The organism is Erwinia pyrifoliae DSM 12163, from assembly GCF_000026985.1.
GTDB lineage: Bacteria > Pseudomonadota > Gammaproteobacteria > Enterobacterales > Enterobacteriaceae > Erwinia > Erwinia pyrifoliae.
The window spans coordinates 314,375-337,658 of sequence record NC_017390.1; the positions used below are offsets into that span (position 1 = coordinate 314,375).

The 23,284-nt window shown below is 54.1% G+C and carries 16 protein-coding genes, 3 tRNA genes, 4 rRNA genes and 1 pseudogene; 12 read left to right on the plus strand and 12 right to left on the minus strand.

What is annotated here, in order from left to right:
• Nucleotides 1–26 precede the first annotated feature (26 nt).
• The 5 genes from hemE to EPYR_RS01460 all read left to right on the plus strand — a co-directional run bounded on the left by hemE (nt 27) and on the right by EPYR_RS01460 (nt 3,716).
• Nucleotides 27–1,094 (plus strand): uroporphyrinogen decarboxylase, encoded by a 1,068-nt coding sequence (gene hemE / locus EPYR_RS01440; protein ID WP_012666642.1) that lies wholly within the window; start codon nt 27–29, stop codon nt 1,092–1,094.
• Between the two features lie 36 nt (nt 1,095–1,130).
• Nucleotides 1,131–1,796 carry a deoxyribonuclease V gene (gene nfi / locus EPYR_RS01445; protein WP_012666643.1) on the plus strand — a complete coding sequence of 222 codons (666 nt, stop codon included), beginning with the start codon at nt 1,131–1,133 and terminating at the stop codon, nt 1,794–1,796.
• 66 nt (nt 1,797–1,862) lie between these two features.
• Entirely contained in the window at nt 1,863–2,453 is a 591-nt protein-coding gene (locus EPYR_RS01450; protein ID WP_012666644.1) for a YjaG family protein, read from the plus strand.
• A gap of 188 nt (nt 2,454–2,641) precedes the next feature.
• Nucleotides 2,642–2,914, plus strand: a complete 273-nt coding sequence (gene hupA, locus EPYR_RS01455) for a nucleoid-associated protein HU-alpha (protein ID WP_012666645.1) — start codon at nt 2,642–2,644, stop codon at nt 2,912–2,914.
• Between the two features lie 133 nt (nt 2,915–3,047).
• Entirely contained in the window at nt 3,048–3,716 is a 669-nt protein-coding gene (locus tag EPYR_RS01460; RefSeq protein WP_014538454.1) for a DUF1481 domain-containing protein, read from the plus strand.
• 75 nt (nt 3,717–3,791) lie between these two features.
• On the opposite strand, the gene purD is transcribed toward EPYR_RS01460, so the two are convergent.
• A complete protein-coding gene (gene purD, locus EPYR_RS01465; RefSeq protein WP_012666647.1) occupies nt 3,792–5,072 on the minus strand; it encodes a phosphoribosylamine--glycine ligase in 1,281 nt (426 codons plus the stop codon).
• Nucleotides 5,073–5,086: 14 nt separating this feature from the next.
• Nucleotides 5,087–6,676, minus strand: a complete 1,590-nt coding sequence (gene purH, locus EPYR_RS01470; RefSeq protein WP_012666648.1) for a bifunctional phosphoribosylaminoimidazolecarboxamide formyltransferase/IMP cyclohydrolase — start codon at nt 6,674–6,676, stop codon at nt 5,087–5,089.
• A 634-nt stretch (nt 6,677–7,310) separates the two neighbouring features.
• Between purH and EPYR_RS01475 the strand changes: the two genes are divergently transcribed.
• The 7 genes from EPYR_RS01475 to rrf (EPYR_RS01505) all read left to right on the plus strand — a co-directional run bounded on the left by EPYR_RS01475 (nt 7,311) and on the right by rrf (EPYR_RS01505) (nt 13,053).
• A 16S ribosomal RNA gene (locus EPYR_RS01475) occupies nt 7,311–8,850 on the plus strand.
• A 73-nt stretch (nt 8,851–8,923) separates the two neighbouring features.
• Nucleotides 8,924–9,000: transfer RNA gene (locus EPYR_RS01480), tRNA-Ile, on the plus strand.
• 151 nt (nt 9,001–9,151) lie between these two features.
• Nucleotides 9,152–9,227, plus strand: a tRNA-Ala gene (locus EPYR_RS01485).
• Nucleotides 9,228–9,433: 206 nt separating this feature from the next.
• Nucleotides 9,434–12,429, plus strand: a 23S ribosomal RNA gene (locus tag EPYR_RS01490).
• A gap of 233 nt (nt 12,430–12,662) precedes the next feature.
• Nucleotides 12,663–12,778 (plus strand): 5S ribosomal RNA (gene rrf, locus EPYR_RS01495).
• A 48-nt stretch (nt 12,779–12,826) separates the two neighbouring features.
• Nucleotides 12,827–12,902, plus strand: a tRNA-Thr gene (locus EPYR_RS01500).
• A 35-nt stretch (nt 12,903–12,937) separates the two neighbouring features.
• Nucleotides 12,938–13,053: ribosomal RNA gene (gene rrf, locus EPYR_RS01505) — 5S ribosomal RNA — on the plus strand.
• Together the 16S, 23S and 5S rRNA genes with 3 tRNA genes alongside form the textbook arrangement of a ribosomal RNA operon.
• 180 nt (nt 13,054–13,233) lie before the next feature.
• Here the strand turns inward: rrf (EPYR_RS01505) and EPYR_RS01510 are convergent.
• From EPYR_RS01510 to EPYR_RS01560, 10 genes and pseudogenes are all read right to left on the minus strand, one after another.
• Nucleotides 13,234–13,995 (minus strand): amino acid ABC transporter ATP-binding protein, encoded by a 762-nt coding sequence (locus EPYR_RS01510; RefSeq protein ID WP_014538455.1) that lies wholly within the window; start codon nt 13,993–13,995, stop codon nt 13,234–13,236.
• Between the two features lie 11 nt (nt 13,996–14,006).
• Nucleotides 14,007–15,107, minus strand: coding sequence for an amino acid ABC transporter permease (locus tag EPYR_RS01515; protein WP_012666650.1), 1,101 nt, complete (start codon nt 15,105–15,107; stop codon nt 14,007–14,009).
• 13 nt (nt 15,108–15,120) lie between these two features.
• On the minus strand, nt 15,121–16,299 hold the full coding sequence (locus EPYR_RS01520) for an amino acid ABC transporter permease (RefSeq protein ID WP_012666651.1): 1,179 nt from the start codon (nt 16,297–16,299) through the stop codon (nt 15,121–15,123).
• A gap of 67 nt (nt 16,300–16,366) precedes the next feature.
• The gene (locus EPYR_RS01525; protein ID WP_012666652.1) at nt 16,367–17,392 is read right to left on the minus strand and encodes an amino acid ABC transporter substrate-binding protein; all 1,026 of its coding nucleotides are present in this window, start codon (nt 17,390–17,392) and stop codon (nt 16,367–16,369) included.
• Nucleotides 17,393–17,733: 341 nt separating this feature from the next.
• The gene (gene lpxP / locus EPYR_RS01530; protein ID WP_012666653.1) at nt 17,734–18,654 is read right to left on the minus strand and encodes a kdo(2)-lipid IV(A) palmitoleoyltransferase; all 921 of its coding nucleotides are present in this window, start codon (nt 18,652–18,654) and stop codon (nt 17,734–17,736) included.
• Between the two features lie 390 nt (nt 18,655–19,044).
• Nucleotides 19,045–19,341: a DNA-binding transcriptional regulator Fis gene (gene fis / locus EPYR_RS01535; RefSeq protein ID WP_000462905.1), complete on the minus strand. Its 297-nt coding sequence runs from the start codon at nt 19,339–19,341 to the stop codon at nt 19,045–19,047.
• A gap of 25 nt (nt 19,342–19,366) precedes the next feature.
• Nucleotides 19,367–20,327 (minus strand): annotated as a pseudogene (gene dusB / locus EPYR_RS01540) (tRNA dihydrouridine synthase DusB).
• A 306-nt stretch (nt 20,328–20,633) separates the two neighbouring features.
• On the minus strand, nt 20,634–21,515 hold the full coding sequence (gene prmA / locus EPYR_RS01550) for a 50S ribosomal protein L11 methyltransferase (protein ID WP_012666656.1): 882 nt from the start codon (nt 21,513–21,515) through the stop codon (nt 20,634–20,636).
• A gap of 11 nt (nt 21,516–21,526) precedes the next feature.
• A complete protein-coding gene (panF, locus tag EPYR_RS01555) occupies nt 21,527–22,981 on the minus strand; it encodes a sodium/pantothenate symporter (RefSeq protein ID WP_012666657.1) in 1,455 nt (484 codons plus the stop codon).
• Complete coding sequence (locus EPYR_RS01560; protein WP_012666658.1) at nt 22,971–23,213, minus strand: YhdT family protein; 243 nt, start codon at nt 23,211–23,213, stop codon at nt 22,971–22,973. Before EPYR_RS01560 ends, panF begins: the two co-directional genes overlap by 11 nt.
• Between the last annotated feature and the right edge of the window lie 71 nt (nt 23,214–23,284).

Below are 23,284 nucleotides of genomic sequence, written 5' to 3' on the forward strand. Positions count from 1 at the left end.
GGCCTGATTGGAGAGAGAGTCCTGTGATGAGTGAACTGAAGAACGATCGTTATCTGCGCGCCCTGCTGCGCCAGCCAGTTGATGTTACCCCGGTGTGGATGATGCGCCAGGCCGGGCGTTACCTGCCAGAATACAAAGCCACCCGCGCCGTTGCCGGTGACTTTATGTCGCTGTGCAAAAATGCTGAACTGGCCTGCGAAGTCACGCTGCAGCCGCTGCGGCGTTACGCGCTGGATGCGGCGATCCTGTTCTCCGATATTCTGACCATTCCTGATGCAATGGGACTCGGACTCTATTTTGAAACGGGCGAAGGCCCGCGTTTTTCCTGCCCCGTGACTTGCCGTGCCGATGTCGAAAAGCTGCCGATCCCCGATCCCGAACAGGAGCTGGGCTACGTGATGAACGCGGTGCGCACCATTCGGAAAAACCTTAACGGCGAAGTGCCGCTGATTGGCTTCTCCGGCAGCCCGTGGACGCTGGCAACTTATATGGTCGAAGGCGGCAGTAGTAAGGCTTTTACCAAGCTGAAAAAGATGATGTATGCGGAGCCGCAAACCCTGCACCTGATGCTGGATAAGCTGGCGGACAGCGTCACGCTGTACCTTAATGCGCAGATCCGCGCCGGGGCGCAGTCGGTGATGATTTTTGATACCTGGGGTGGGGTGCTGACCGGGCGTGATTACCTGGAATTTTCGCTGCACTACATGCATAAAATTGTCGACGGACTGCTGCATGAAAACGAAGGGCGTCGCGTGCCGGTCACGCTGTTTACCAAAGGCGGCGGGCAGTGGCTGGAAGCCATGGCTGCCACCGGCTGTGATGCGCTGGGCCTGGACTGGACCACGGATATGGCTGATGCCCGCCGTCGCGTTGGCGACCGGGTCGCGCTGCAGGGCAATATGGATCCGTCCATGCTGTACGCCTCCCCCGCGCGTATCGTACAGGAAGTCGCGGGCATCCTTGCTGGTTATGGTCATGGCAACGGGCATGTCTTTAACCTCGGCCACGGCATCCATCTGGATGTGCCGCCAGAACACGCGGGCGTATTTGTTGAGGCAGTACACAGGCTCTCGCGTCCCTATCATCTCGGATAACGTTTTCTGGTCATCAAGGTGCCCGGGAGGGGCTGTATGGATCTTGCCGCATTACGCGATCAGCAGCGGCAGCATGCCGCAGAGATTGTGACTGAGGATGATTTCGATGTTATGCCGCCGCGCTTTATCGGTGGTGCAGACGTCGGGTTTGAACAGGGAGGCGAGGTGACGCGCGCCGCACTGGTTGTCCTTGAGTATCCCTCCTTACAACTTATCGAACACCAGGTGGCGCGTATTGCCACCGCTATGCCCTATATTCCGGGCTTTTTGTCATTTCGTGAAGTTCCGGCGCTGGAAGCCGCATGGCAGCAGCTGGCGCAGCGCCCCGATCTTTTACTGGTGGATGGTCATGGTATTGCCCATCCACGCCGTCTTGGCGTTGCCAGCCATTTCGGCCTGCTGGTGGATGTGCCAACCATCGGCGTTGCCAAGAAACGCTTATGCGGTCAGTTCACGCCGCCCGATGCGGATCCCGGTAGCTGTCAGCCACTGATGGATAAAGAGCAGCAGCTGGGATGGGTACTGCGCAGCAAGGCACGCTGCAACCCCTTGTTTATTTCCCCTGGCCATCGGGTTAGTCAGGCAACGGTGCGGGACTGGGTGCGAAAATGCCTGCATGGCTATCGTTTGCCGGAACCAACGCGCTGGGCAGATGCCGTTGCCTCGCGGCGTCCGGCTTCCGCCCCGCTATTGCGCGGTTAACCCCCCGTGCTGCCTCGTGGCTTTTCAGGTACACTGCGGCAAGCGCATTTATTCTGAGATCCCGATATGTTACGTAATCCAATTCATTTACGGCTGGAAAAGCTGGAAAGCTGGCAGCACGTTACTTTTATGGCCTGCCTGTGTGAGCGCATGGTCCCCAATTATCGCGAGTTTTGCCAGAAAACGGGATTTGGTGACGGGCAGATATATCGCCGCATTCTTGACCTGTTGTGGGAAACCCTGGTGGTGAAAGACGCGAAGGTGAACTTCGACAGTCAGCTGGAGAAGCTGGAAGAGGCGATTCCCTCGGCGGATAACTACGATCTGTACGGTGTTTACCCGGCGATTGATGCCTGCGTGGCGCTCAGTGAACTGCTGCACTCGCGCCTTAGTGGTGAAACGTTGGCGCACGCTATTGCCGTCAGTGAGACCTCGATCACTACCGTTGCGATGCTGGAGATGACCCAGGCAGGCCGTGAAATGACCGAAGAAGAGCTAAAGGTTAACCCCGCTGTGGAAGAGGAATGGGACATTCAGTGGGAGATATTCCGCCTGCTTGCGGCCTGCGAAGAGCGAGATGTGGAACTGATAAAAGGGCTGCGATCTGACCTGCGAGAATCAGGGATAAGTAATATCGGTATAAATTTTCGGCAGTAAGACGATAAAACGTGACTTCAACTCTGAATTGTAGCGCCTTTGGGCTTCACATAAGCACCCTGTCTGGTCTACATTTGTGAGGCTGAAAAATGTTGCTATCGGTGCGTGTATGCAGGAGAGTGCCAGAATCTGGTTTTTCCCTCGCACTCGATGCTTAGCAAGCGATAAATACACTGTAAGGATAACTTATGAACAAGACTCAACTGATTGATATAATTGCGGACAAAGCGGACCTGTCTAAGACCCAGGCTAAAGCTGCACTGGAATCCACCCTGACAGCGATTACTGAGTCTCTGAAAGAAGGTGATGCAGTACAACTGGTTGGTTTTGGTACTTTTAAAGTTAATCAGCGCGCTGGGCGTATCGGCCGCAACCCAAAGACTGGCAACGAAATCCAAATTGCTGCTTCAACCGTGCCGGCATTTACATCGGGTAAAGCTCTGAAAGAAGCTGTTAAGTAATCGTCTGACGGTGAAAAGTTTAAACAGAGGGGCGATTTCGCCCCTTTTGTTTAGCCTGTTTTCCTGGCGTATGCCCTCCGGCTTCAGCTTCGCAGAAGCTGAAGTAAGGCATTGATTTTTTGATACTTTTATCATGATGACATTGACCTCATTTACTCCAATCATCTCCTTCGCCTTGCTGATGCTGTTAGCTGGCTGTAGCACTCGCTCCGATCTGCCAGACTTGACTGCCAGCGGATATCTTGCCGATGGCGGTGCCGTACGTATCTGGCGTAAAAATCATCAGCAGCAGGTGGTACGCCTGATGACGGAGTATACGCCATTTAGCGGCGCAGCCGTGGAAACCAGCGACTATCTCTGGCAGCAGGGGAAACTGATGTCGATAGAGCGCCGTGTCATCGGGGGACAACCTGATAATGTGACCCTGCGCTTCGATCAGGATGGCAATATCAGTTTTATGCAGCGGCAGCTTGTCGGGCGGCGTGAAGCGCTCTCTGCGGATGCGGTTGCGCTATATCAGTTTGATGGCCAGCGTATGCTGAAAATAAGCGACGACCTGCTGTCAGGAAGGGTTTTGCTAAAACAAGGGAAATGGCAGCCAGATGGTACGGTCGCCAGCTGTAAGGGCGGGCGCGTGCGACCTCAACTGGATAGCACGGAGTTGGGCCGTATTGCCCGCCATCAGCGTGACGTATCCGGCCTTCCCGACATTGCGTGGCTGGAGGCGCCTGCGGGCACGGAGCTGCTGATGATCACCGCCACCGATCTGTGTCAAAACGAGCCAAAAGAAGACGGCTTCTGAGCATAAAAAAGGGCGATTGAAGATCGCCCCTTTGTCAGATCGTTTAATGCGAGAACAATGACCCGCCGCGCGCAGTTATTTACGATCTATTGCGCGATAGCCAATATCCGTGCGGCAGAAGCTGCCATGCCAGGAAATCGGCTTTGCCAACTGGTAAGCGCGCTGCTGTGCTGCGGCAACGTCTTCGCCCAGCGCGGTTACGCACAGCACGCGGCCACCGCTGGTGACTACCCGATCGTCCTGCAGCGTTGTGCCCGCATGGAACACTTTCCCATCCGCCACTTCTTCTGATGGCAGGCCTTGGATCGGCTGACCGTTGACATAGTCTCCAGGATAGCCACCGGCTGCCAGTACCACGCCCAACGAATGGCGAGGATCCCAGACGGAGTCTTTTTGATCAAGATTACCGTTTACCGCAGCCAGGCACAGATCGACCAGATCGGATTGCAGACGCAGCATGATCGGTTGGGTTTCCGGATCGCCAAAGCGGCAGTTAAATTCGATCACCTTTGGCTGGCCGCTTTTATTAATCATCAAACCGGCATACAGGAACCCGGTATAGACATTACCCTCGGCAGCCATGCCCCGCACGGTTGGCCAGATCACTTCGTCCATCACGCGCTGGTGGATTTCATCGGTGACTACCGGTGCCGGAGAGTAAGCCCCCATACCGCCGGTATTCGGACCGGTATCGCCATCGCCCACGCGCTTGTGATCCTGGCTGGTAGCCATTGGCAGCACGTTTTCGCCATCGACCATAACAATAAAGCTGGCTTCTTCGCCGTCAAGGAACTCTTCCACCACGATGCGGTGCCCGGCGTCGCCAAACGCGTTGCCCGCCAGCATATCCTGGATGGCGTCTTCCGCTTCCTGCAGCGTCATGGCAACGATTACCCCTTTACCCGCAGCCAGGCCATCGGCCTTAATCACAATCGGTGCGCCTTTCTTACGTACATACGCAAGGGCAGGTTCAACTTCGGTGAAGTTCTGGTATTCGGCAGTCGGGATCTGATGACGGGCGAGGAAGTCTTTGGTAAAGGCTTTAGATCCTTCCAGCTGCGCGGCAGCCTGAGTCGGGCCGAAGATTTTCAGCCCGGCGCTGCGGAATGCGTCTACCACACCAATAACCAGCGGCGCTTCCGGGCCGACAATCGTCAGGTCGATTTTTTCATTCAGGGCAAAGTTCAACAGCCCCTGAATATCGGTGGGGCTGATAGCCACGTTCTGTAAGGCAGGCTCCAGCGCGGTGCCGGCATTGCCCGGAGCAACAAATACGCGGTCAGCCAGCGGGGACTGAGCGGCTTTCCAGGCTAACGCGTGCTCACGGCCACCGTTACCAATCACTAATATTTTCATCTGGGACTCCGTAATTAATGGCGGAAGTGGCGCATGCCGGTAAAGATCATCGCAATGCCGTGTTCATCTGCTGCTGCAATCACTTCATCATCGCGAATCGAGCCACCTGGCTGAATAACACAGGTAATGCCAACGGCGGCGGCGGCATCAATACCGTCACGGAACGGGAAGAAAGCATCAGAGGCCATCGCTGAACCTTTCACTTCCAGACCTTCATCGGCGGCTTTGATGCCGGCGATTTTAGCTGAGTAAACGCGGCTCATCTGGCCGGCACCTATACCGATAGTCATATTGTCACGCGCATAGACAATGGCGTTCGACTTAACAAATTTAGCTACCTTCCAGCAGAAAAGCGCATCACGCAATTCCTGCTCGTTCGGCTGGCGCTTACTGACAACATGCAGCTGGCTATTATTCACCATGCCGAGATCGCGGTCCTGCACCAGCAAACCACCGCTAACACGCTTGAAGTCGAGGCCCGTCTGACGCTGTTGCCACTGGCCGCAGGTCAGCACGCGCACGTTCTGTTTCGCAGCGGTCACCTTCAGGGCAGCATCGCTGGCGCAAGGAGCAATGATCACTTCGACAAACTGGCGGCTGATAATCTCCCGTGCGGTGGCCTCGTCCAGCTCACGGTTGAAGGCGACAATGCCGCCGAAGGCAGAAGTGGGGTCGGTTAGATAAGCTCGCTCGTAGGCTTCAAGAATTGAGCTGCCTGTGGCAACGCCGCACGGGTTAGCATGCTTGACGATGACGCAGGCTGGCTGGTCGAACTCTTTTACGCACTCCAGCGCCGCATCGGTATCGGCGATATTGTTATAAGAGAGTGCTTTACCCTGCACCTGCTGTGCGGTGGCGACGGACGCTTCACTGACATTATCTTCTATATAGAAGGCAGCCTGCTGGTGGCTGTTTTCGCCGTAGCGCATATCCTGCTTCTTAAGGAAGTTCAGATTCAGCGTACGCGGGAAACGACCGGCGGGTTCAGTTGTTTCACCGTGATAGGCAGGGACCATACTGCCAAAGTAGTTGGCAATCGTACTGTCGTAAGCCGCGGTGTGTTCAAAAGCTTTGATCGCCAGGTCGAAACGGGTTGCCAGCGTCAGCGAATTATCATTGGCATCTAATTCCGCAATAATGGCCTGATAATCGTTGCTCTTCACCACGACAGCTACGTCCTTATGATTCTTGGCAGCAGAGCGCACCATCGTAGGGCCACCGATATCGATATTCTCAACCGCATCTTCCAGCGAGCAGTCTGCACGGGCTACGGTTTGCGCGAACGGATAAAGGTTAACGACCACCATATCAACAGGCGATATGCCGTGTTCAGCCATAATGTCATCATCCTGGCCACGGCGTCCTAAAATGCCACCATGCACTTTCGGGTGTAACGTTTTAACGCGCCCATCCATCATTTCCGGGAAACCGGTATAGTCAGAGACTTCGGTAACCAGCAGACCGGCATCAGCCAGCAGGCGGGCAGTCCCTCCGGTGGAGAGCAGCTCGACGCCGCGCTGGGAAAGTGCCTGAGCGAATTCGAGGATACCGGCTTTGTCAGACACGCTGAGCAGCGCGCGGCGTACAGGACGATGTTGTTGCATGAGGTTTATCCCTTGGCTTTGGATCGCATATAAAGAGCGTTATATGAAGCTTAGTTATTTTCCTCTATATATAAGAGAAGATAAGTTTCAGATAACGCCCCTGAAGGGGCTGATTCTATGCGCGGGCATTGTAGCGAAAACGTTTGCGCGATGCTCGTCAAAATTGCCGCAATGCGAGCATTGTGGATAAGTTTGTGCATAACAGGGTATAAGGCGGGGGGTTGCTGGGGATTGCAGCAGTCAGTCAAACTATCGCAATTTAGCCCTTGTCAGCCGTTGAGAACTCCCTATAATGCGCCTCCACTGACACGGAACAACGGCTTACAGGCCGGCGTGTTGAGANGTTCAGGAAGTTCTGAACCGCCGGAAAAAACCTCTGAAAAAGAGGTTGACTCCGAAGGAGGAAAGCGTANTATACGCCACCTCGCGACAGTACGCTTCAGCGACTTGTTGCACCGCTCTTTAACAATTTATCAGACAATCTGTGTGGGCACTCGCAGGATTGATATCAGCGCCGCAAGGCGCAAAAAATATCAAGCCTCATGAGTGAACACATAATGACATTCATTATGACGTTTTACGATTGAGCATCGCTGTCCTGTTTGTAAAAGCAGGTTTCAGCAAATCGAACTTTTAATTGAAGAGTTTGATCATGGCTCAGATTGAACGCTGGCGGCAGGCCTAACACATGCAAGTCGAACGGTAGCACAGAGAGCTTGCTCTCGGGTGACGAGTGGCGGACGGGTGAGTAATGTCTGGGAAACTGCCCGATGGAGGGGGATAACTACTGGAAACGGTAGCTAATACCGCATAACGTCTACGGACCAAAGTGGGGGACCTTCGGGCCTCACACCATCGGATGTGCCCAGATGGGATTAGCTGGTAGGTGGGGTAACGGCTCACCTAGGCGACGATCCCTAGCTGGTCTGAGAGGATGACCAGCCACACTGGAACTGAGACACGGTCCAGACTCCTACGGGAGGCAGCAGTGGGGAATATTGCACAATGGGCGCAAGCCTGATGCAGCCATGCCGCGTGTATGAAGAAGGCCTTCGGGTTGTAAAGTACTTTCAGCGGGGAGGAAGGGGGAAAGGTTAATAACCTTTTTCATTGACGTTACCCGCAGAAGAAGCACCGGCTAACTCCGTGCCAGCAGCCGCGGTAATACGGAGGGTGCAAGCGTTAATCGGAATTACTGGGCGTAAAGCGCACGCAGGCGGTCTGTCAAGTCGGATGTGAAATCCCCGGGCTTAACCTGGGAACTGCATTCGAAACTGGCAGGCTAGAGTCTCGTAGAGGGGGGTAGAATTCCAGGTGTAGCGGTGAAATGCGTAGAGATCTGGAGGAATACCGGTGGCGAAGGCGGCCCCCTGGACGAAGACTGACGCTCAGGTGCGAAAGCGTGGGGAGCAAACAGGATTAGATACCCTGGTAGTCCACGCCGTAAACGATGTCGACTTGGAGGCTGTTCCCCTGAGGAGTGGCTTCCGGAGCTAACGCGTTAAGTCGACCGCCTGGGGAGTACGGCCGCAAGGTTAAAACTCAAATGAATTGACGGGGGCCCGCACAAGCGGTGGAGCATGTGGTTTAATTCGATGCAACGCGAAGAACCTTACCTGGCCTTGACATCCACGGAATTTTGCAGAGATGCGGAAGTGCCTTCGGGAACCGTGAGACAGGTGCTGCATGGCTGTCGTCAGCTCGTGTTGTGAAATGTTGGGTTAAGTCCCGCAACGAGCGCAACCCTTATCCTTTGTTGCCAGCGATTCGGTCGGGAACTCAAAGGAGACTGCCGGTGATAAACCGGAGGAAGGTGGGGATGACGTCAAGTCATCATGGCCCTTACGGCCAGGGCTACACACGTGCTACAATGGCGCATACAAAGAGAAGCGACCTCGCGAGAGCAAGCGGACCTCATAAAGTGCGTCGTAGTCCGGATCGGAGTCTGCAACTCGACTCCGTGAAGTCGGAATCGCTAGTAATCGTAGATCAGAATGCTACGGTGAATACGTTCCCGGGCCTTGTACACACCGCCCGTCACACCATGGGAGTGGGTTGCAAAAGAAGTAGGTAGCTTAACCTTCGGGAGGGCGCTTACCACTTTGTGATTCATGACTGGGGTGAAGTCGTAACAAGGTAACCGTAGGGGAACCTGCGGTTGGATCACCTCCTTACCTGAAGATACCTTCCGGCGCAGTGTCCACACAGATTGTCTGATNAAAAAGTAACGAGCAGAAAAACCTCTACAGGCTTGTAGCTCAGGTGGTTAGAGCGCACCCCTGATAAGGGTGAGGTCGGTGGTTCAAGTCCACTCAGGCCTACCAAATTTCTTCTCATGCTGCGTTATGCACTCGGTCGTTTACTGTAGTAAACTTCCCTCCCGCATGCCTTGCCTGAAAAGAAATTGCATTTTCTCTTTATAAAGAAAATGCGACTCCTCATGAGTGGTAGAAAAAGGTTTCTGTCAGACCGTATGGGGCTATAGCTCAGCTGGGAGAGCGCCTGCCTTGCACGCAGGAGGTCAGCGGTTCGATCCCGCTTAGCTCCACCATATGGTTTTTCTGAATTCAATATTTCAGAGTGTACTGGTTAACAGTATGCTGCGAAGTATTATGCTCTTTAACAATCCGGAACAAGCTGAAAATTGAAACGACGTGTCGTGTTCATTCTCCGTAATAAGAATGAAGTTAACGACATGTTCGAGTCTCTCAATGCCTGCAACTGACAGACGTCTTTCGGGACGCTTGTGGGTTGTGAGGTTAAGCGACTAAGCGTACACGGTGGATGCCCAGGCAGTCAGAGGCGATGAAGGGCGTGCTAATCTGCGATAAGCGTCGGTAAGGTGATATGAACCGCAACAACCGACGATACCCGAATGGGGAAACCCAGTGCAATCCGTTGCACTATCATGTCATGAATACATAGTGGCATGAGGCGAACCGGGGGAACTGAAACATCTAAGTACCCCGAGGAAAAGAAATCAACCGAGATTCCCCCAGTAGCGGCGAGCGAACGGGGAACAGCCCAGAACCTGAATCAGTTTGTGCTTTAGTGGAAGCGTCTGGAAAGTCGCGCAGTAAAGGGTGACAGCCCCGTACACAAAAAGGCACTTATTGTGAGTTCGATGAGTAGGGCGGGACACGTGACATCCTGTCTGAATATGGGGGGGACCATCCTCCAAGGCTAAATACTCCTGACTGACCGATAGTGAACCAGTACCGTGAGGGAAAGGCGAAAAGAACCCCGGCGAGGGGAGTGAAACAGAACCTGAAACCGTGTACGTACAAGCAGTGGGAGCACCTTCGTGGTGTGACTGCGTACCTTTTGTATAATGGGTCAGCGACTTATATTCTGTAGCAAGGTTAACCGTATAGGGGAGCCGCAGGGAAACCGAGTCTTAACCGGGCGTTAAGTTGCAGGGTATAGACCCGAAACCCGGTGATCTAGCCATGGGCAGGTTGAAGGTTGGGTAACACTAACTGGAGGACCGAACCGACTAATGTTGAAAAATTAGCGGATGACTTGTGGCTGGGGGGTGAAAGGCCAATCAAACCGGGAGATAGCTGGTTCTCCCCGAAAGCTATTTAGGTAGCGCCTCGTGAACTCATCTCCGGGGGTAGAGCACTGTTTCGGCCAGGGGGCCATCCCGGCTTACCGATCCGATGCAAACTGCGAATACCGGAGAATGTTATCACGGGAGACACACGGCGGGTGCTAACGTCCGTCGTGAAGAGGGAAACAACCCAGACCGCCAGCTAAGGTCCCAAAGTCATGGTTAAGTGGGAAACGATGTGGGAAGGCCCAGACAGCCAGGATGTTGGCTTAGAAGCAGCCATCATTTAAAGAAAGCGTAATAGCTCACTGGTCGAGTCGGCCTGCGCGGAAGATGTAACGGGGCTAAACCATGCACCGAAGCTGCGGCAGCGGACGTATCACCCAGGCACATTCACTATAGTGGATAACGATTGACGGAGCGCAGCGACGTCAATGCGCCCATNAAAGTCGAGTGGGCCTCGGGATACGTCCGTTGGGTAGGGGAGCGTTCTGTAAGCCGTCGAAGGTGGACNGTGAGGTCTGCTGGAGGTATCAGAAGTGCGAATGCTGACATAAGTAACGATAAAGCGGGTGAAAAGCCCGCTCGCCGGAAGACCAAGGGTTCCTGTCCAACGTTAATCGGGGCAGGGTGAGTCGACCCCTAAGGCGAGGCCGAAAGGCGTAGTCGATGGGAAACGGGTTAATATTCCCGTACTGGGTGTTACTGCGAAGGGGGGACGGAGAAGGCTATGTTGGCCGGGCGACGGTTGTCCCGGTTTAAGCGTGCAGGCTTGAGTTCCAGGCAAATCCGGAACTCTTTAAGGCTGAGGCGTGATGACGAGGCACCACGGTGCTGAAGTGACAAATGCCCTGCTTCCAGGAAAAGCCTCTAAGCATCAGGTAACATCGAATCGTACCCCAAACCGACACAGGTGGTCAGGTAGAGAATACCAAGGCGCTTGAGAGAACTCGGGTGAAGGAACTAGGCAAAATGGTGCCGTAACTTCGGGAGAAGGCACGCTGGCGCGTAGGTGAAGCGACTTGCTCGCGGAGCTGAAGCCAGTCGAAGATACCAGCTGGCTGCAACTGTTTATTAAAAACACAGCACTGTGCAAACACGAAAGTGGACGTATACGGTGTGACGCCTGCCCGGTGCCGGAAGGTTAATTGATGGGGTTATCCGNAAGGAGAAGCTCTTGATCGAAGCCCCGGTAAACGGCGGCCGTAACTATAACGGTCCTAAGGTAGCGAAATTCCTTGTCGGGTAAGTTCCGACCTGCACGAATGGCGTAATGATGGCCAGGCTGTCTCCACCCGAGACTCAGTGAAATTGAACTCGCTGTGAAGATGCAGTGTACCCGCGGCAAGACGGAAAGACCCCGTGAACCTTTACTACAGCTTGACACTGAACATTGAGCCTTGATGTGTAGGATAGGTGGGAGGCTTNGAAGCGTGGACGCCAGTCTGCGTGGAGCCAACCTTGAAATACCACCCTTTAACGTTTGATGTTCTAACCTGGCGCCGTAATCCGGCGTGGGGACAGTGTCTGGTGGGTAGTTTGACTGGGGCGGTCTCCTCCCAAAGAGTAACGGAGGAGCACGAAGGTCAGCTAATCACGGTCGGACATCGTGAGGTTAGTGCAATGGCATAAGCTGGCTTGACTGCGAGAGTGACGGCTCGGGCAGGTGCGAAAGCAGGTCATAGTGATCCGGTGGTTCTGAATGGAAGGGCCATCGCTCAACGGATAAAAGGTACTCCGGGGATAACAGGCTGATACCGCCCAAGAGTTCATATCGACGGCGGTGTTTGGCACCTCGATGTCGGCTCATCACATCCTGGGGCTGAAGTAGGTCCCAAGGGTACGGCTGTTCGCCGTTTAAAGTGGTACGCGAGCTGGGTTTAGAACGTCGTGAGACAGTTCGGTCCCTATCTGCCGTGGGCGCTGGAAGATTGAGAGGGGTTGCTCCTAGTACGAGAGGACCGGAGTGAACGCACCGCTGGTGTTCGGGTTGTCATGCCAATGGCATTGCCCGGTAGCTAAGTGCGGAAAAGATAAGCGCTGAAAGCATCTAAGCGCGAAACTTGCCTCGAGATGAATCTTCCCTGACTCCTTGAGAGTCCTGAAGGGACGTTGAAGACGACGACGTTGATAGGCCGGGTGTGTAAGCGCAGCGATGCGTTGAGCTAACCGGTACTAATGACCCGTGAGGCTTAACCTTACAACGCCAGAAGCGTTCTGGTGAGTATTGAGAGACGAAGAGATATTTTCAGCTTGAACCGGATAAAGAATTAGCGGGAACGAGATTCGTTTCTGTGTCCGAGTATTTTACGTTGCGGCAAGGCGGCAACTGAGCCGAGTCGGCGGGAGCATACACGAGTATGTGACCGTTGCGAGCGAAGGAAGCCAACGCGGCAGCGGCGTAAAAGACGAAGGACAGAGCACCAGAATTTGCCTGGCGGCTTTAGCGCGGTGGTCCCACCTGACCCCATGCCGAACTCAGAAGTGAAACGCCGTAGCGCCGATGGTAGTGTGGGGTCTCCCCATGCGAGAGTAGGGAACTGCCAGGCATCAAATAAATAAGGGCGATATTTTTGTCGCCCTTAAAAATTGAGTGTGCTGATATGGCTCAGTTGGTAGAGCGCACCCTTGGTAAGGGTGAGGTCCCCAGTTCGACTCTGGGTATCAGCACCAGTAAAATGGCATGAGTTCGGCAAATAAAGAATTTGCCTGGCGGCTNTAGCGCGGTGGTCCCACCTGACCCCATGCCGAACTCAGAAGTGAAACGCCGTAGCGCCGATGGTAGTGTGGGGTCTCCCCATGCGAGAGTAGGGAACTGCCAGGCATNAAATCAAGCAAAAGGCCATCCTCCGGGATGGCCTTTTTGCGTTATCAGTTCCCCCAAAAAAACCGTTCAAAAGCCCTGTTCGTCGGTAGTGAGAGCCATAAGTGATTAACTGCAAATAAAAACTCCCGCCATTTCTGGGTGGGAGTTTCGTAGGCTATGGCAGTACGAGAGGGAGAGTTAGTGAATAACCTGCGAGAGGAAAGCGCGAGTACGTTCGGACTCAGGATTAGCAAAAAACTGCTGTGGCGGAGCCTGCTCAACGATTTCACCGCGATCCATAAAGATCACCCGGTCAGCAATGGTACGAGCAAAGCCCATTTCATGGGTAACGCACAGCATAGTCATTCCGTCTTCTGCCAGGCCGATCATGGTATCGAGCACTTCTTTCACCATCTCCGGATCCAGTGCGGAAGTCGGTTCATCAAACAGCATGATTTTGGGCTTCATACACAGCGAGCGGGCTATCGCCACGCGCTGCTGCTGGCCACCCGAAAGCTGTCCCGGAAACTTATGCGCGTGTTCTGCAATACGCACGCGTTCCAGATAGTGCATGGCCAACTCTTCCGCTTCCTTCTTTGGCGTTTTGCGCACCCAGACAGGCGCAAGCGTACAGTTCTGTAATACGCTCAGATGCGGGAACAGATTAAAGTGTTGAAATACCATCCCGACTTCAGTACGCACGCGTTCAATATTGCGCAGATCGTCATTCAGTAAGGTTCCGTCCACCACAATACGCCCCTGTTGATGCTCCTCAAGATGGTTAATACAGCGGATCGTCGTCGATTTTCCGGACCCGGAAGGCCCACAAAGCACGATACGTTCGCGTGGTTTAACCTGCAGATTAATATTCTTCAACACATGAAACTGGCCGTACCATTTGTTGACGTTCTCAAGCGTTATCATCATCGCGTCGTTAGTCTGGCTCATCATTTTCGTCATCTTATTAAACCTTAGTGCGGTGTACGCCCGGTGTGAAAGCGCTTTTCCAAATGCTGGCTATAGCGCGACATACTAAAACAGAAAATCCAATAGATAAGCGCAGCAAAGACGTAGCCTTCGGTGGACATCCCCAGCCAGGCGGGGTCGACCGTGGCCTGCTGCACGCTGCTGAACAGATCGAACAGACCAATGATGATGACCAGGCTGGTATCTTTGAACAGCGCAATGATGGTGTTCACCAACCCCGGAATAACCAGCTTTAATGCCTGAGGAAGGATCACCAGTCCCTGCGTTTTCCAGTAGCCTAACGCCAGCGACTCGGCGCCTTCGTACTGACCTTTCGGCAGCGCCTGCAGCCCGCCACGCACTACTTCAGCGACATAGGCCGACTGAAACAGGATCACTCCGACCAAAGCGCGTATCAGCTTATCGATAGAGCTGCCTTCCGCCATAAACAGCGGTAGCATCACCGAGGACATAAACAGGACGGTGATCAGTGGAACCCCGCGCCAAAACTCAATGAATAACACGCACAGGGTACGCACAACCGGCATTCGCGAGCGCCTGCCCAATGCCAACAGAATGCCGGCGGGCAGTGCTCCGGCGATACCGACCGCAGCAATAATCAGCGTTAATGTCAGACCGCCCCACTGGCGGGTTTCCACCTGCTCCAGCCCCAGCCAGCCGCCGTACATCAGCAGCCATACCAGCAGAGGATAAACCACCGCCCAGCCAACAAGATAGCTGCCACGGCGCGGCAGGCTTTTCACCAACATCGGAACGATCGACAGCAGGCCGATGACCAGCGCCAGATTAATACGCCAGCGCAGCTCATGCGGATAAAGCCCATACATCAGCTGACCAAAGCGCGCATGAATAAATACCCAGCAGGCTCCCTCTTTAGTGCAGTCTGCGCGCGTATCACCTGTCCAGTTGGCCTGAAATATCAGCCAGTTAAGTGCAGGCGGAATCGCTTCCCACATGATCCACAGGCAAAGCAGCGTGAGTAACGAATTACCGACGCCAGAGAAAAGATTTTTTCTTGCCCAGGCGACGGAACGTGAGAATGCATGAGTTTTGGTCGCTGGCGTCTCATCAATGATAACAGTCATAATAATCTCGTCTTTAGCGCTCTATCAGGGCGATTTTGCGGTTGTAGATATTCATTAACAGCGAAATCGACAGGCTGATGATGAGATAAACCCCCATGGTGATGGCGATGGTTTCAATCGCCTGTCCCGTCTGGTTCAGCACCGTACCAGCAAACAGCGACACCATATCGGGATAACCAATAGCTGCTGCCAGCGAGGAGTTCTTCACGATATTCAGATACTGGCTGGTCAGTGGCGGAATGATAACGCGCAACGCCTGCGGGATAATCACCTGGTGCAGTGTTACCGTATGCGGCAGACCGAGAGAAGATGCAGCCTCATGCTGACCGTATGGCACCGATTGGATCCCTGAACGTATAACCTCGGCAATAAACGTGGAGGTATAGATCGACAACGCCAGCGTGAGTGCGGCCAGCTCCGGGATCAGGACAAATCCGCCACGAAAATTAAAACCGCGCAGCTGTGGGATATCCCAGTGCATCGGGCTGCCTGCCAGCAGGATGGCTGCCAACGGAAACAGGGCCAGCATGGCGACCGTGGCAGGCCATGTACGACGCAACCGCCCGGTCTTAAGCTGATGCTGTTTATTGTAGCGGAACAGGGCTGTACTGATAGCCGTCGCCAGCAGCAGGGCAAGCAGGAACGGCACGGTCCCTGCTGAATATTCAGGCCACGGAATATACAGTCCACGGTTACTGACAAAGGCCAGATCGAAGGCATGTAGCGCCTGGCGTGGCCCGGGCAGGTTGCGCAGCACGGCAAAGTACCAGAAGAAGATCTGCAACAGCGGCGGGATATTGCGGAACGTCTCGACATAAACAGTGGATAATTTACGCAGCAGCCAGTTATCAGACAGGCGCGCCAGGCCAACGAAAAAGCCCAGTAATGAGGCGAAAACGATACAGAGCGCAGATACCAGCAGGGTGTTGGTTAACCCGACCAGAAAGACGCGCGCATAGCTATCCCCTTCTGAGTAATCAATCAGATGCTGGACGATACCAAAACCAGCGTTACGTTCAAGGAAGCTAAATCCGGAAGTAATGCCACGGCTGGCAAGATTATTAGTGGTGTTGTGGATCAGATATCCTGCAACGATAAGCACCGCGACAACAGCAACAATCTGAAAAAGCCAGGCGCGCACCGCAGGATGACTAAAGGAAAAATCCCTTTTTACTGCTGGGCGTGGAGACATGATAAAACCTCAGTAACGAAAATTCAGAGTTGGGCGCCGGAACTCCGGTGCCCGCTAATCAGAGGAGTTAACGTACTGGCGGCGCGTACTGAATACCGCCATTGTTCCACAACGCATTCTGGCCACGAGCAATTTTCAGCTGGCTGTCTTTTCCGACATTGCGATCGAAGACTTCCTGATAGTTACCCACCTGCTTAATGATGTTATAAGCCCATTTGTTGCCCAGCTTCAGATCTTTACCGAAGTCACCTTCAGCGCCGAGCAGATGAGCCATATCCGGGTTTGACGGTTTTGCCGACATGCTGTCGACATTTTTCGAGGTGATCCCCATCTCTTCGGCATTCAGCATGGCGAACAGCGACCATTTAACAATGGTGAACCAGTCATCGTCATCACGGCGTACCACCGGGCCCAGTGGCTCTTTCGAAATCACTTCCGGCAGCACGATAAAGTCGTCAGGCTTGCCCAGTTTGATACGCAACGCATACAGCTGGGACTGATCGGAAGCCAGGGTGTCGCAGCGACCGCTATCCAGCGCCTTAGCCGATTCGTCCGAGCGGTCGAATGTCACCGGCGTATACTGCATTTTATTGGCTTTAAAATAGTCGGCCACGTTCAGTTCGGTATCGGTACCGGCCTGAATACAGACGGTTGCGCCGTCCAGCTCTTTCGCGCTTTTCAGCCCTGCTTTCTGGTGGGTCAGGAAACCGATGCCGTCATAATAGTTTACGCCAGCGAAAATGAAGCCCATACCGCCATCACGGGCAGAGGTCCAGGTGGTATTACGTGAAAGAATGTCTACCTCACCAGACTGTAAGGCAGTGAAGCGTTCTTTAGCCGTCAGCGGGGTATATTTCACTTTCCCGGCATCACCCAACACTGCCGCTGCCGCAGCACGACACACGTCCACGTCGATACCGCTGAACTTACCGCTGGCATCCGCATAAGAGAAACCAGGCAACCCGTCACTGATGCCGCACTGGATGAAGCCTTTCTTCTTTATTGCATCCAGCGTGGTGCCGGCATGTGCCTGGTTGGCGAGCGTAAACAGCGCTGCGGCGGTAACCAGCGTGGAGAGCATCATCTTTTTCATAAAGCGTCCTGTGTGGCGAATTTATTTGTTATTTTTGGCGTACGCTTTGGTGCGCTTTGCCTGTCTGTAGCCGAAGCCATACAGAGCTTTGCAAGGAGGATGCCAGAGTTGCATTACCCTGATTTTATTGGAAAGCTTAGCTGTCCAACAGAGACAGCCTGAGGCTTAACCTGATGGATTGCACCAATACAGGGCGAATTCAGGAGGGGAGTTCATAACCGGTGCGAATCGTTTCAGCGACTGGAAACAGCGTATGAAAGGGGGCTATGAATAGGATATCTAGGGGACTTTAGCTGCTTCAGCGCCTGCAGGCGCTGAAGGGGCGAAGGTGAAAAGGTGGGTCAATATAACGAGCTGGCACCGGTCGGGCGAGTTTTAAAGCGTCGATGCAGCCACATATACTGATTCGGGGCGCGCATAATCTCGCGCTCAATCACTCGGTTCATATATTCGGCAGCCTGCTGCTCGTCTTCAATCGGGTAATCCTTCAGTTCTGGCTGGATCACCAGCTCGTAACCGCTACCGTTTTCTTTACGCACCAGCACCACGGTAATCAGCGCGGGTTTGGCCATCCGTGCCAGCATCCAGGTTCCGCTGGTAGTGGCTGCCTGGGGAACGGCAAACAGCGGAGCAAAAACGCTCCCCTTCGGACCATAATCCTGGTCCGGGGCAAACCACACGGCTTCACCCTGCTTCAATGCCTGAACCATGCCACGCAGATCGCGCCGGTTTATCATGGCCTTATTGGAACGCATACGCCCTTTGGTCTGCACCCATTCCATCAGCTTATTATTATGCGGACGATACATCGCCATCATGGGCTGGCAAAGGCCCATAGTCCGACCGCCCAGCTCAAGCGACATAAAATGCACGCCGATAATCAGCGCTCCGCGACCATTTGCCTGCGCAGCCTGAAGGTTATGCAGACCTTTAACGCTAAACCAGCGCTTAACCCGGCGATCGGACCAGAACCAGGCCATGCCGGTTTCCAGCAACCCCATGCCGAGCGATTCAAAATTACCGATGATGCACCGCTCCAGATGATCTTTTTCCATTTCCGGAAAACAGAGTTCCAGGTTACGGCGTGCGATGGACACGCGGCGTTTCATAAAACGCATTGAGGTTCTACCCATCCAGGTACCCAGTTTGTGCAACAGTGGGTAGGGGAGCTGGACCAGCAGAAATAAGATGCCGACGCCAAACCAGGTTAGCCAGTAGCGCGGACGCAGAAAGCCTCTGTGGAAATTTTGTGACTGCTTCATAAATACTCATTCAGACGATAAGTGTTAGAGAACCTGTAGCGCATCATGAAGCCAATCAGCTGCGATACAATGACTCGGACATCTGTTAAGGGCTAAGGTTTAGCCGCATTCTACTATTGACGGAAACTTTACACTCGTGGGACGTGCGTACAGCGTAGTCGATAAGGTGAGGGCGCTGACCGTGCGGAGAGATGTCCAATACGGATTATATTGCATTAAAATAGCGATCCTGCCTGACAAGGTTAACAGGTTTTTTCCTAAAACGGTGTTTTGTGATACCGACTCTTTGAAAATGACTGACCACTCAGGATTGCGCTGCCGGCCAGGATATAAAAAAGCGCCTATCCCAGGGAATAAGCGCTTTTAAAACAACATGTTAACCAGAAGCTATTAGTTCATGCCGTATTTTTTCAGTTTCTTACGCAGCGTACCGCGATTGATGCCCATCATCAGAGCTGCACGGGTCTGGTTGCCACGGGTGTATTGCATCACCATGTCTAACAGAGGCTGTTCAACTTCAGCCAGTACCAGCTCATACAGATCATTGACATCCTGACCATTCAGTTGAGCAAAATAGTTCTTCAGTGCCTGTTTGACCGAATCACGCAGTGGCTTTTGGGTCACCTGATCCTGTGAATTAACGGTTGATACGGTCAGTACGTCAGAATTTACGCGTTGTTCGAACATATTTCTGTCAGCTCTTTATTTCTAATTACGCAAGATTTTCGAAGTATGCCTCCAACGCCTCCAGCTGTTCGCTGGCATCCTCAATGGCGTTGAATGTGCGCCGAAACTGGTCGTTTGGGGCGTTCTCCTGCAGATACCAGGAGACGTGCTTCCGGGCAATACGGTATCCCTTGCGCTGACCATAAAAGCCGTGCAGTTCCCGTAAGTGCCCGATGAGCAAGCGCTTGACTTCAGCCAGTGGCATCGGTGCCAGCAGCTCCCCAGTGTCCAGATAATGCTGGATTTCCCGGAAGATCCACGGTCTTCCCTGAGCAGCCCGTCCTATCATCAGGGCATCAGCCCCCGTATAATCGAGTACCGCTCTGGCTTTATGCGGGTCAGTAATGTCTCCATTCGCGATAACCGGAATGGATACGTTCTGCTTAACTGTCCGAATGCTGTCGTACTCAGCATCACCGTTGAACAAACAGGCGCGTGTGCGTCCATGAATTGTCAGGGCCTGAATACCACAGCGTTCAGCCAATTGGGCAATCTCTACGCAGTTGCGGTTGTCGCTGTCCCAACCGGTGCGAATCTTTAAGGTAACCGGCACGTCAACAGCATTGACCACGGCTGAGAGGATAGACTTCACCAGCTCAGGATGTTGCAGTAACGCCGAACCTGCCATCTTACGATTCACTTTTTTGGCGGGACATCCCATGTTGATGTCGATCACCTGCGCGCCTGATGCAGCGTTGATGCGCGCGGCTTCTGCCATCTCTTGCGGATCACAACCGGCAATTTGTACGGTACGAATACCGGGTTCGTCACTGTGTACCATACGCAACCGGGACTTATCGCTTGCCCAGACTTCAGGGTTTGACGACAGCATCTCGGAGACGGTCATACCAGCACCCATCGCATAGGGTTCTGAATGGCCTGTCAGTGATCCCGGCCATTGGTGCCGCAATCAAGCGATTACGAAGCTGGTGATTTCCTATGCGCATGAAAAAAAAGTGACCATAGTGTGTCCGCAAGGCGGCGTATATTACGCATTTTTTCAGGAAGATGAAAGGCCAAACTTTGAACAATACACCTTAACAGGTCAGGTGAATATCGAAGTGGTCCTGTTTTTTTGCTATATGTTTATAAATAACAGTGAGTTAATAAAGAATAATTAAATTGCTCACAAGGGATTTTCTTTTTTTGTGAGCAAGTTAACAATATAAATCGCGCCAATTTGCGCATTAAACGAGACATGTGACGTGACGACAGAGCTGGCACCGCGTATGCCGGCTGTGAAAGCACCCTGTTTAACGGCGTACGCCAGTAATGCGGCACCACTCTTCTTTCTCGGCTACCGCATCAAGCTGGAACAGGTCGGCATAGGCTTCACAGACGGCCGTCGCCTGGCTGGACAGCACGCCAGACAGGCCAAGATGCCCGCCCTGTTTCGGCAGTACGCTAATCAACGGCGCCAGCTCACGCAGCGGGCCTGCCAGGATATTGGCGACCACCACATCGGCAACCAGATTACCCGGCTGCTGATGCGGCAGATAGAGCGAGAGGCGGTCCGAAACCCCATTGCGTTCAGCATTGTCCCGGCTGGCCTGAATGGCCTGGGGATCGATATCAATACCGATAGCGGCGGCGGCTCCCAGCTTGAGTGCAGCAATGGCCAGGATGCCGGAACCACAGCCAAAATCGATAATCGTCTTACCGGTCAGGTCCAGGCCATCCAGCCATGCCAGACACAGAGCCGTCGTGGGATGGGTGCCGGTACCAAATGCCAGCCCCGGATCGAGCATCACGTTCACCGCATCCGGGTCTGGTACGTCGCGCCAGCTTGGGCAAATCCACAGACGTTGGCCGAAACGCATCGGGTGGAAGTTTGTCATCCACTCGCGTTCCCAGTCCTTATCTTCAATTTGCTCAATCTTATGGAGGAAACCGTGGCCCAGCTGGGGATGTTGCTCCAGCCCGGCTATCACCTCTGTCATATCGATTTCAGCGTCAAACAGGCCGATGACATCGGTATCGCCCCACAGGCGCGTCTCGCCCGGCAGCGGTTCAAACACCGGGTTATCGTGGGTATCCTGGAAGGTGACCGACACGGCACCGTTTTCAATCAGTGCGTCGCCCAGCTCTTCAGCCTGAGCGCCGATGGTATTTATTTTCATCTGTATCCAGGGCATAGCGAATCTCTTTATTCAAACAGGGTGGAGGCAGACGTTGTGGCCACCACCGGACGGCCAAAACGGTTGCCGATAATAAACGCCAGCAGGCTGAGCAGCAGCGCGGGCACAATCGGGTGGAATCCCCAGGGGTGTAGCGACAGGCTGGCCAACAGGCTATAGCAGGCTGCACCACAAATCATACTGCTCAGTGCGCCAGCGGCATTGGCTTTTTCCCAATACAGGCCGAGCACCAGCGGCCACAGGAACACCGCCTCCAGCCCGCCAAAGGCCAGCAGGTTGAGCCAGATAATCATCTGCGGCGGATGCCAGGCCGCCAGCAGCAGCAGCAGGCCCAGCACCAGGGTGACCAGCGAAGAGAGCCGTTTCAACCGCGCTTCATTGTCTGTCTGGTGCGGGCATGCCCGCAAATAGAGATCCTTGACGATGGTCGCTGACGATTGTAGCAGCTGGGCATTAACCGTCGACATGATTGCTGCCATCGGCGCTGCCAGAAAGATCCCGGCCGCCAGCGGCGGCAGCACGGCGATCATCAGCGTTGGGATCACCGTATCAGGGGTCTGTAAATCCGGGATCACCGCTCGTCCTAACGCGCCTGCCAGATGCATCCCCAACATCAGCACGGCCACCACCACGGTGCCAAGCAGGATAGCCAGATGTACCGCCTTGCTGTCTTTATAGGAGATGCAGCGTACCGCCGTATGCGGCAGGCCAATCACGCCAAAGCAGACTAAAACCGAGAACGATGCGAGGAAAGTCGGCGTCAAAATATCGCCCACGCCTGATGGAGAAACCAGCTGCGGATCGATCTGCTGTAAGGTGTGCACCGCGTTATGCAATCCGCCCGCCGCGTGTATGACGGCAACCAGCAGCAGGATGGTGCCGGCCAGCATCACCAGCCCCTGCATGGCATCGTTGAGCACGCTGGCGCGGAAACCGCCAAAAGCGGTATACAGCGCGATGGTGCCGCCAAAGATCAGTAGCCCGCTGTCGTAGGGAATGCCGGCCGCCGTTTCCAGCAGGCGTGCGCCGCCAACGAACTGCACAGTCATTGCGCCAATAAAGGCGGTCAGCAGGCTAAGGCTGGCCAGCCACACCAGCAGCGGGCTACGATAGCGGGCATACAGCATATCGTTGAGCGTAACGGCATTGTAACGCCGCGCCAGAATAGCGAACTTCTTGCCGAGCACCCCCAGTGAGAGCCAGACAGCCGGCACCTGTACCATCGACAGCAACACCCAGCCCAGGCCGTATTTATAAGCCGCACCGGGGCCGCCGATAAACGAACTGGCGCTGATATAGGTGGTGGTCAGCGTCATCGCCAGCACGAAGCCGCCCATTGAGCGACTGCCGAGAAAGTATTCAGTGAGGAAATTCCCTTCGCGCCGTTTGCGCATCGCCCAGACCGACAGCCCGGCGACCAGCAGCAGATAACCTGCCAGCGGCAGAATAACTTCAAGCTTCACGATGATCCTCCAGAGGGATATTGCGGAAGATAACGCGCACCATTAACCAGCAAAGAAAAATAAACAGCAGCGGCACCAGCAGGCAGGCCATTTCAAACCAGTGCGGTAAACCGGTCAGCCCCTGTTGATCGTCCAACAGCCAGGCTGACAGCGCCCAGCAGGCCAGATAAGCCAACGCCAGCGCGAATGACCAGCGCGCCTCACGATGAGCCTGTAAAAAACGTGTTTCCATGCGCTTCCCTAATAAGAAGGGGCCGACTAATCGGCCCCTGCATCTGTCGACTTCAGCCCGTTAAACCGGGC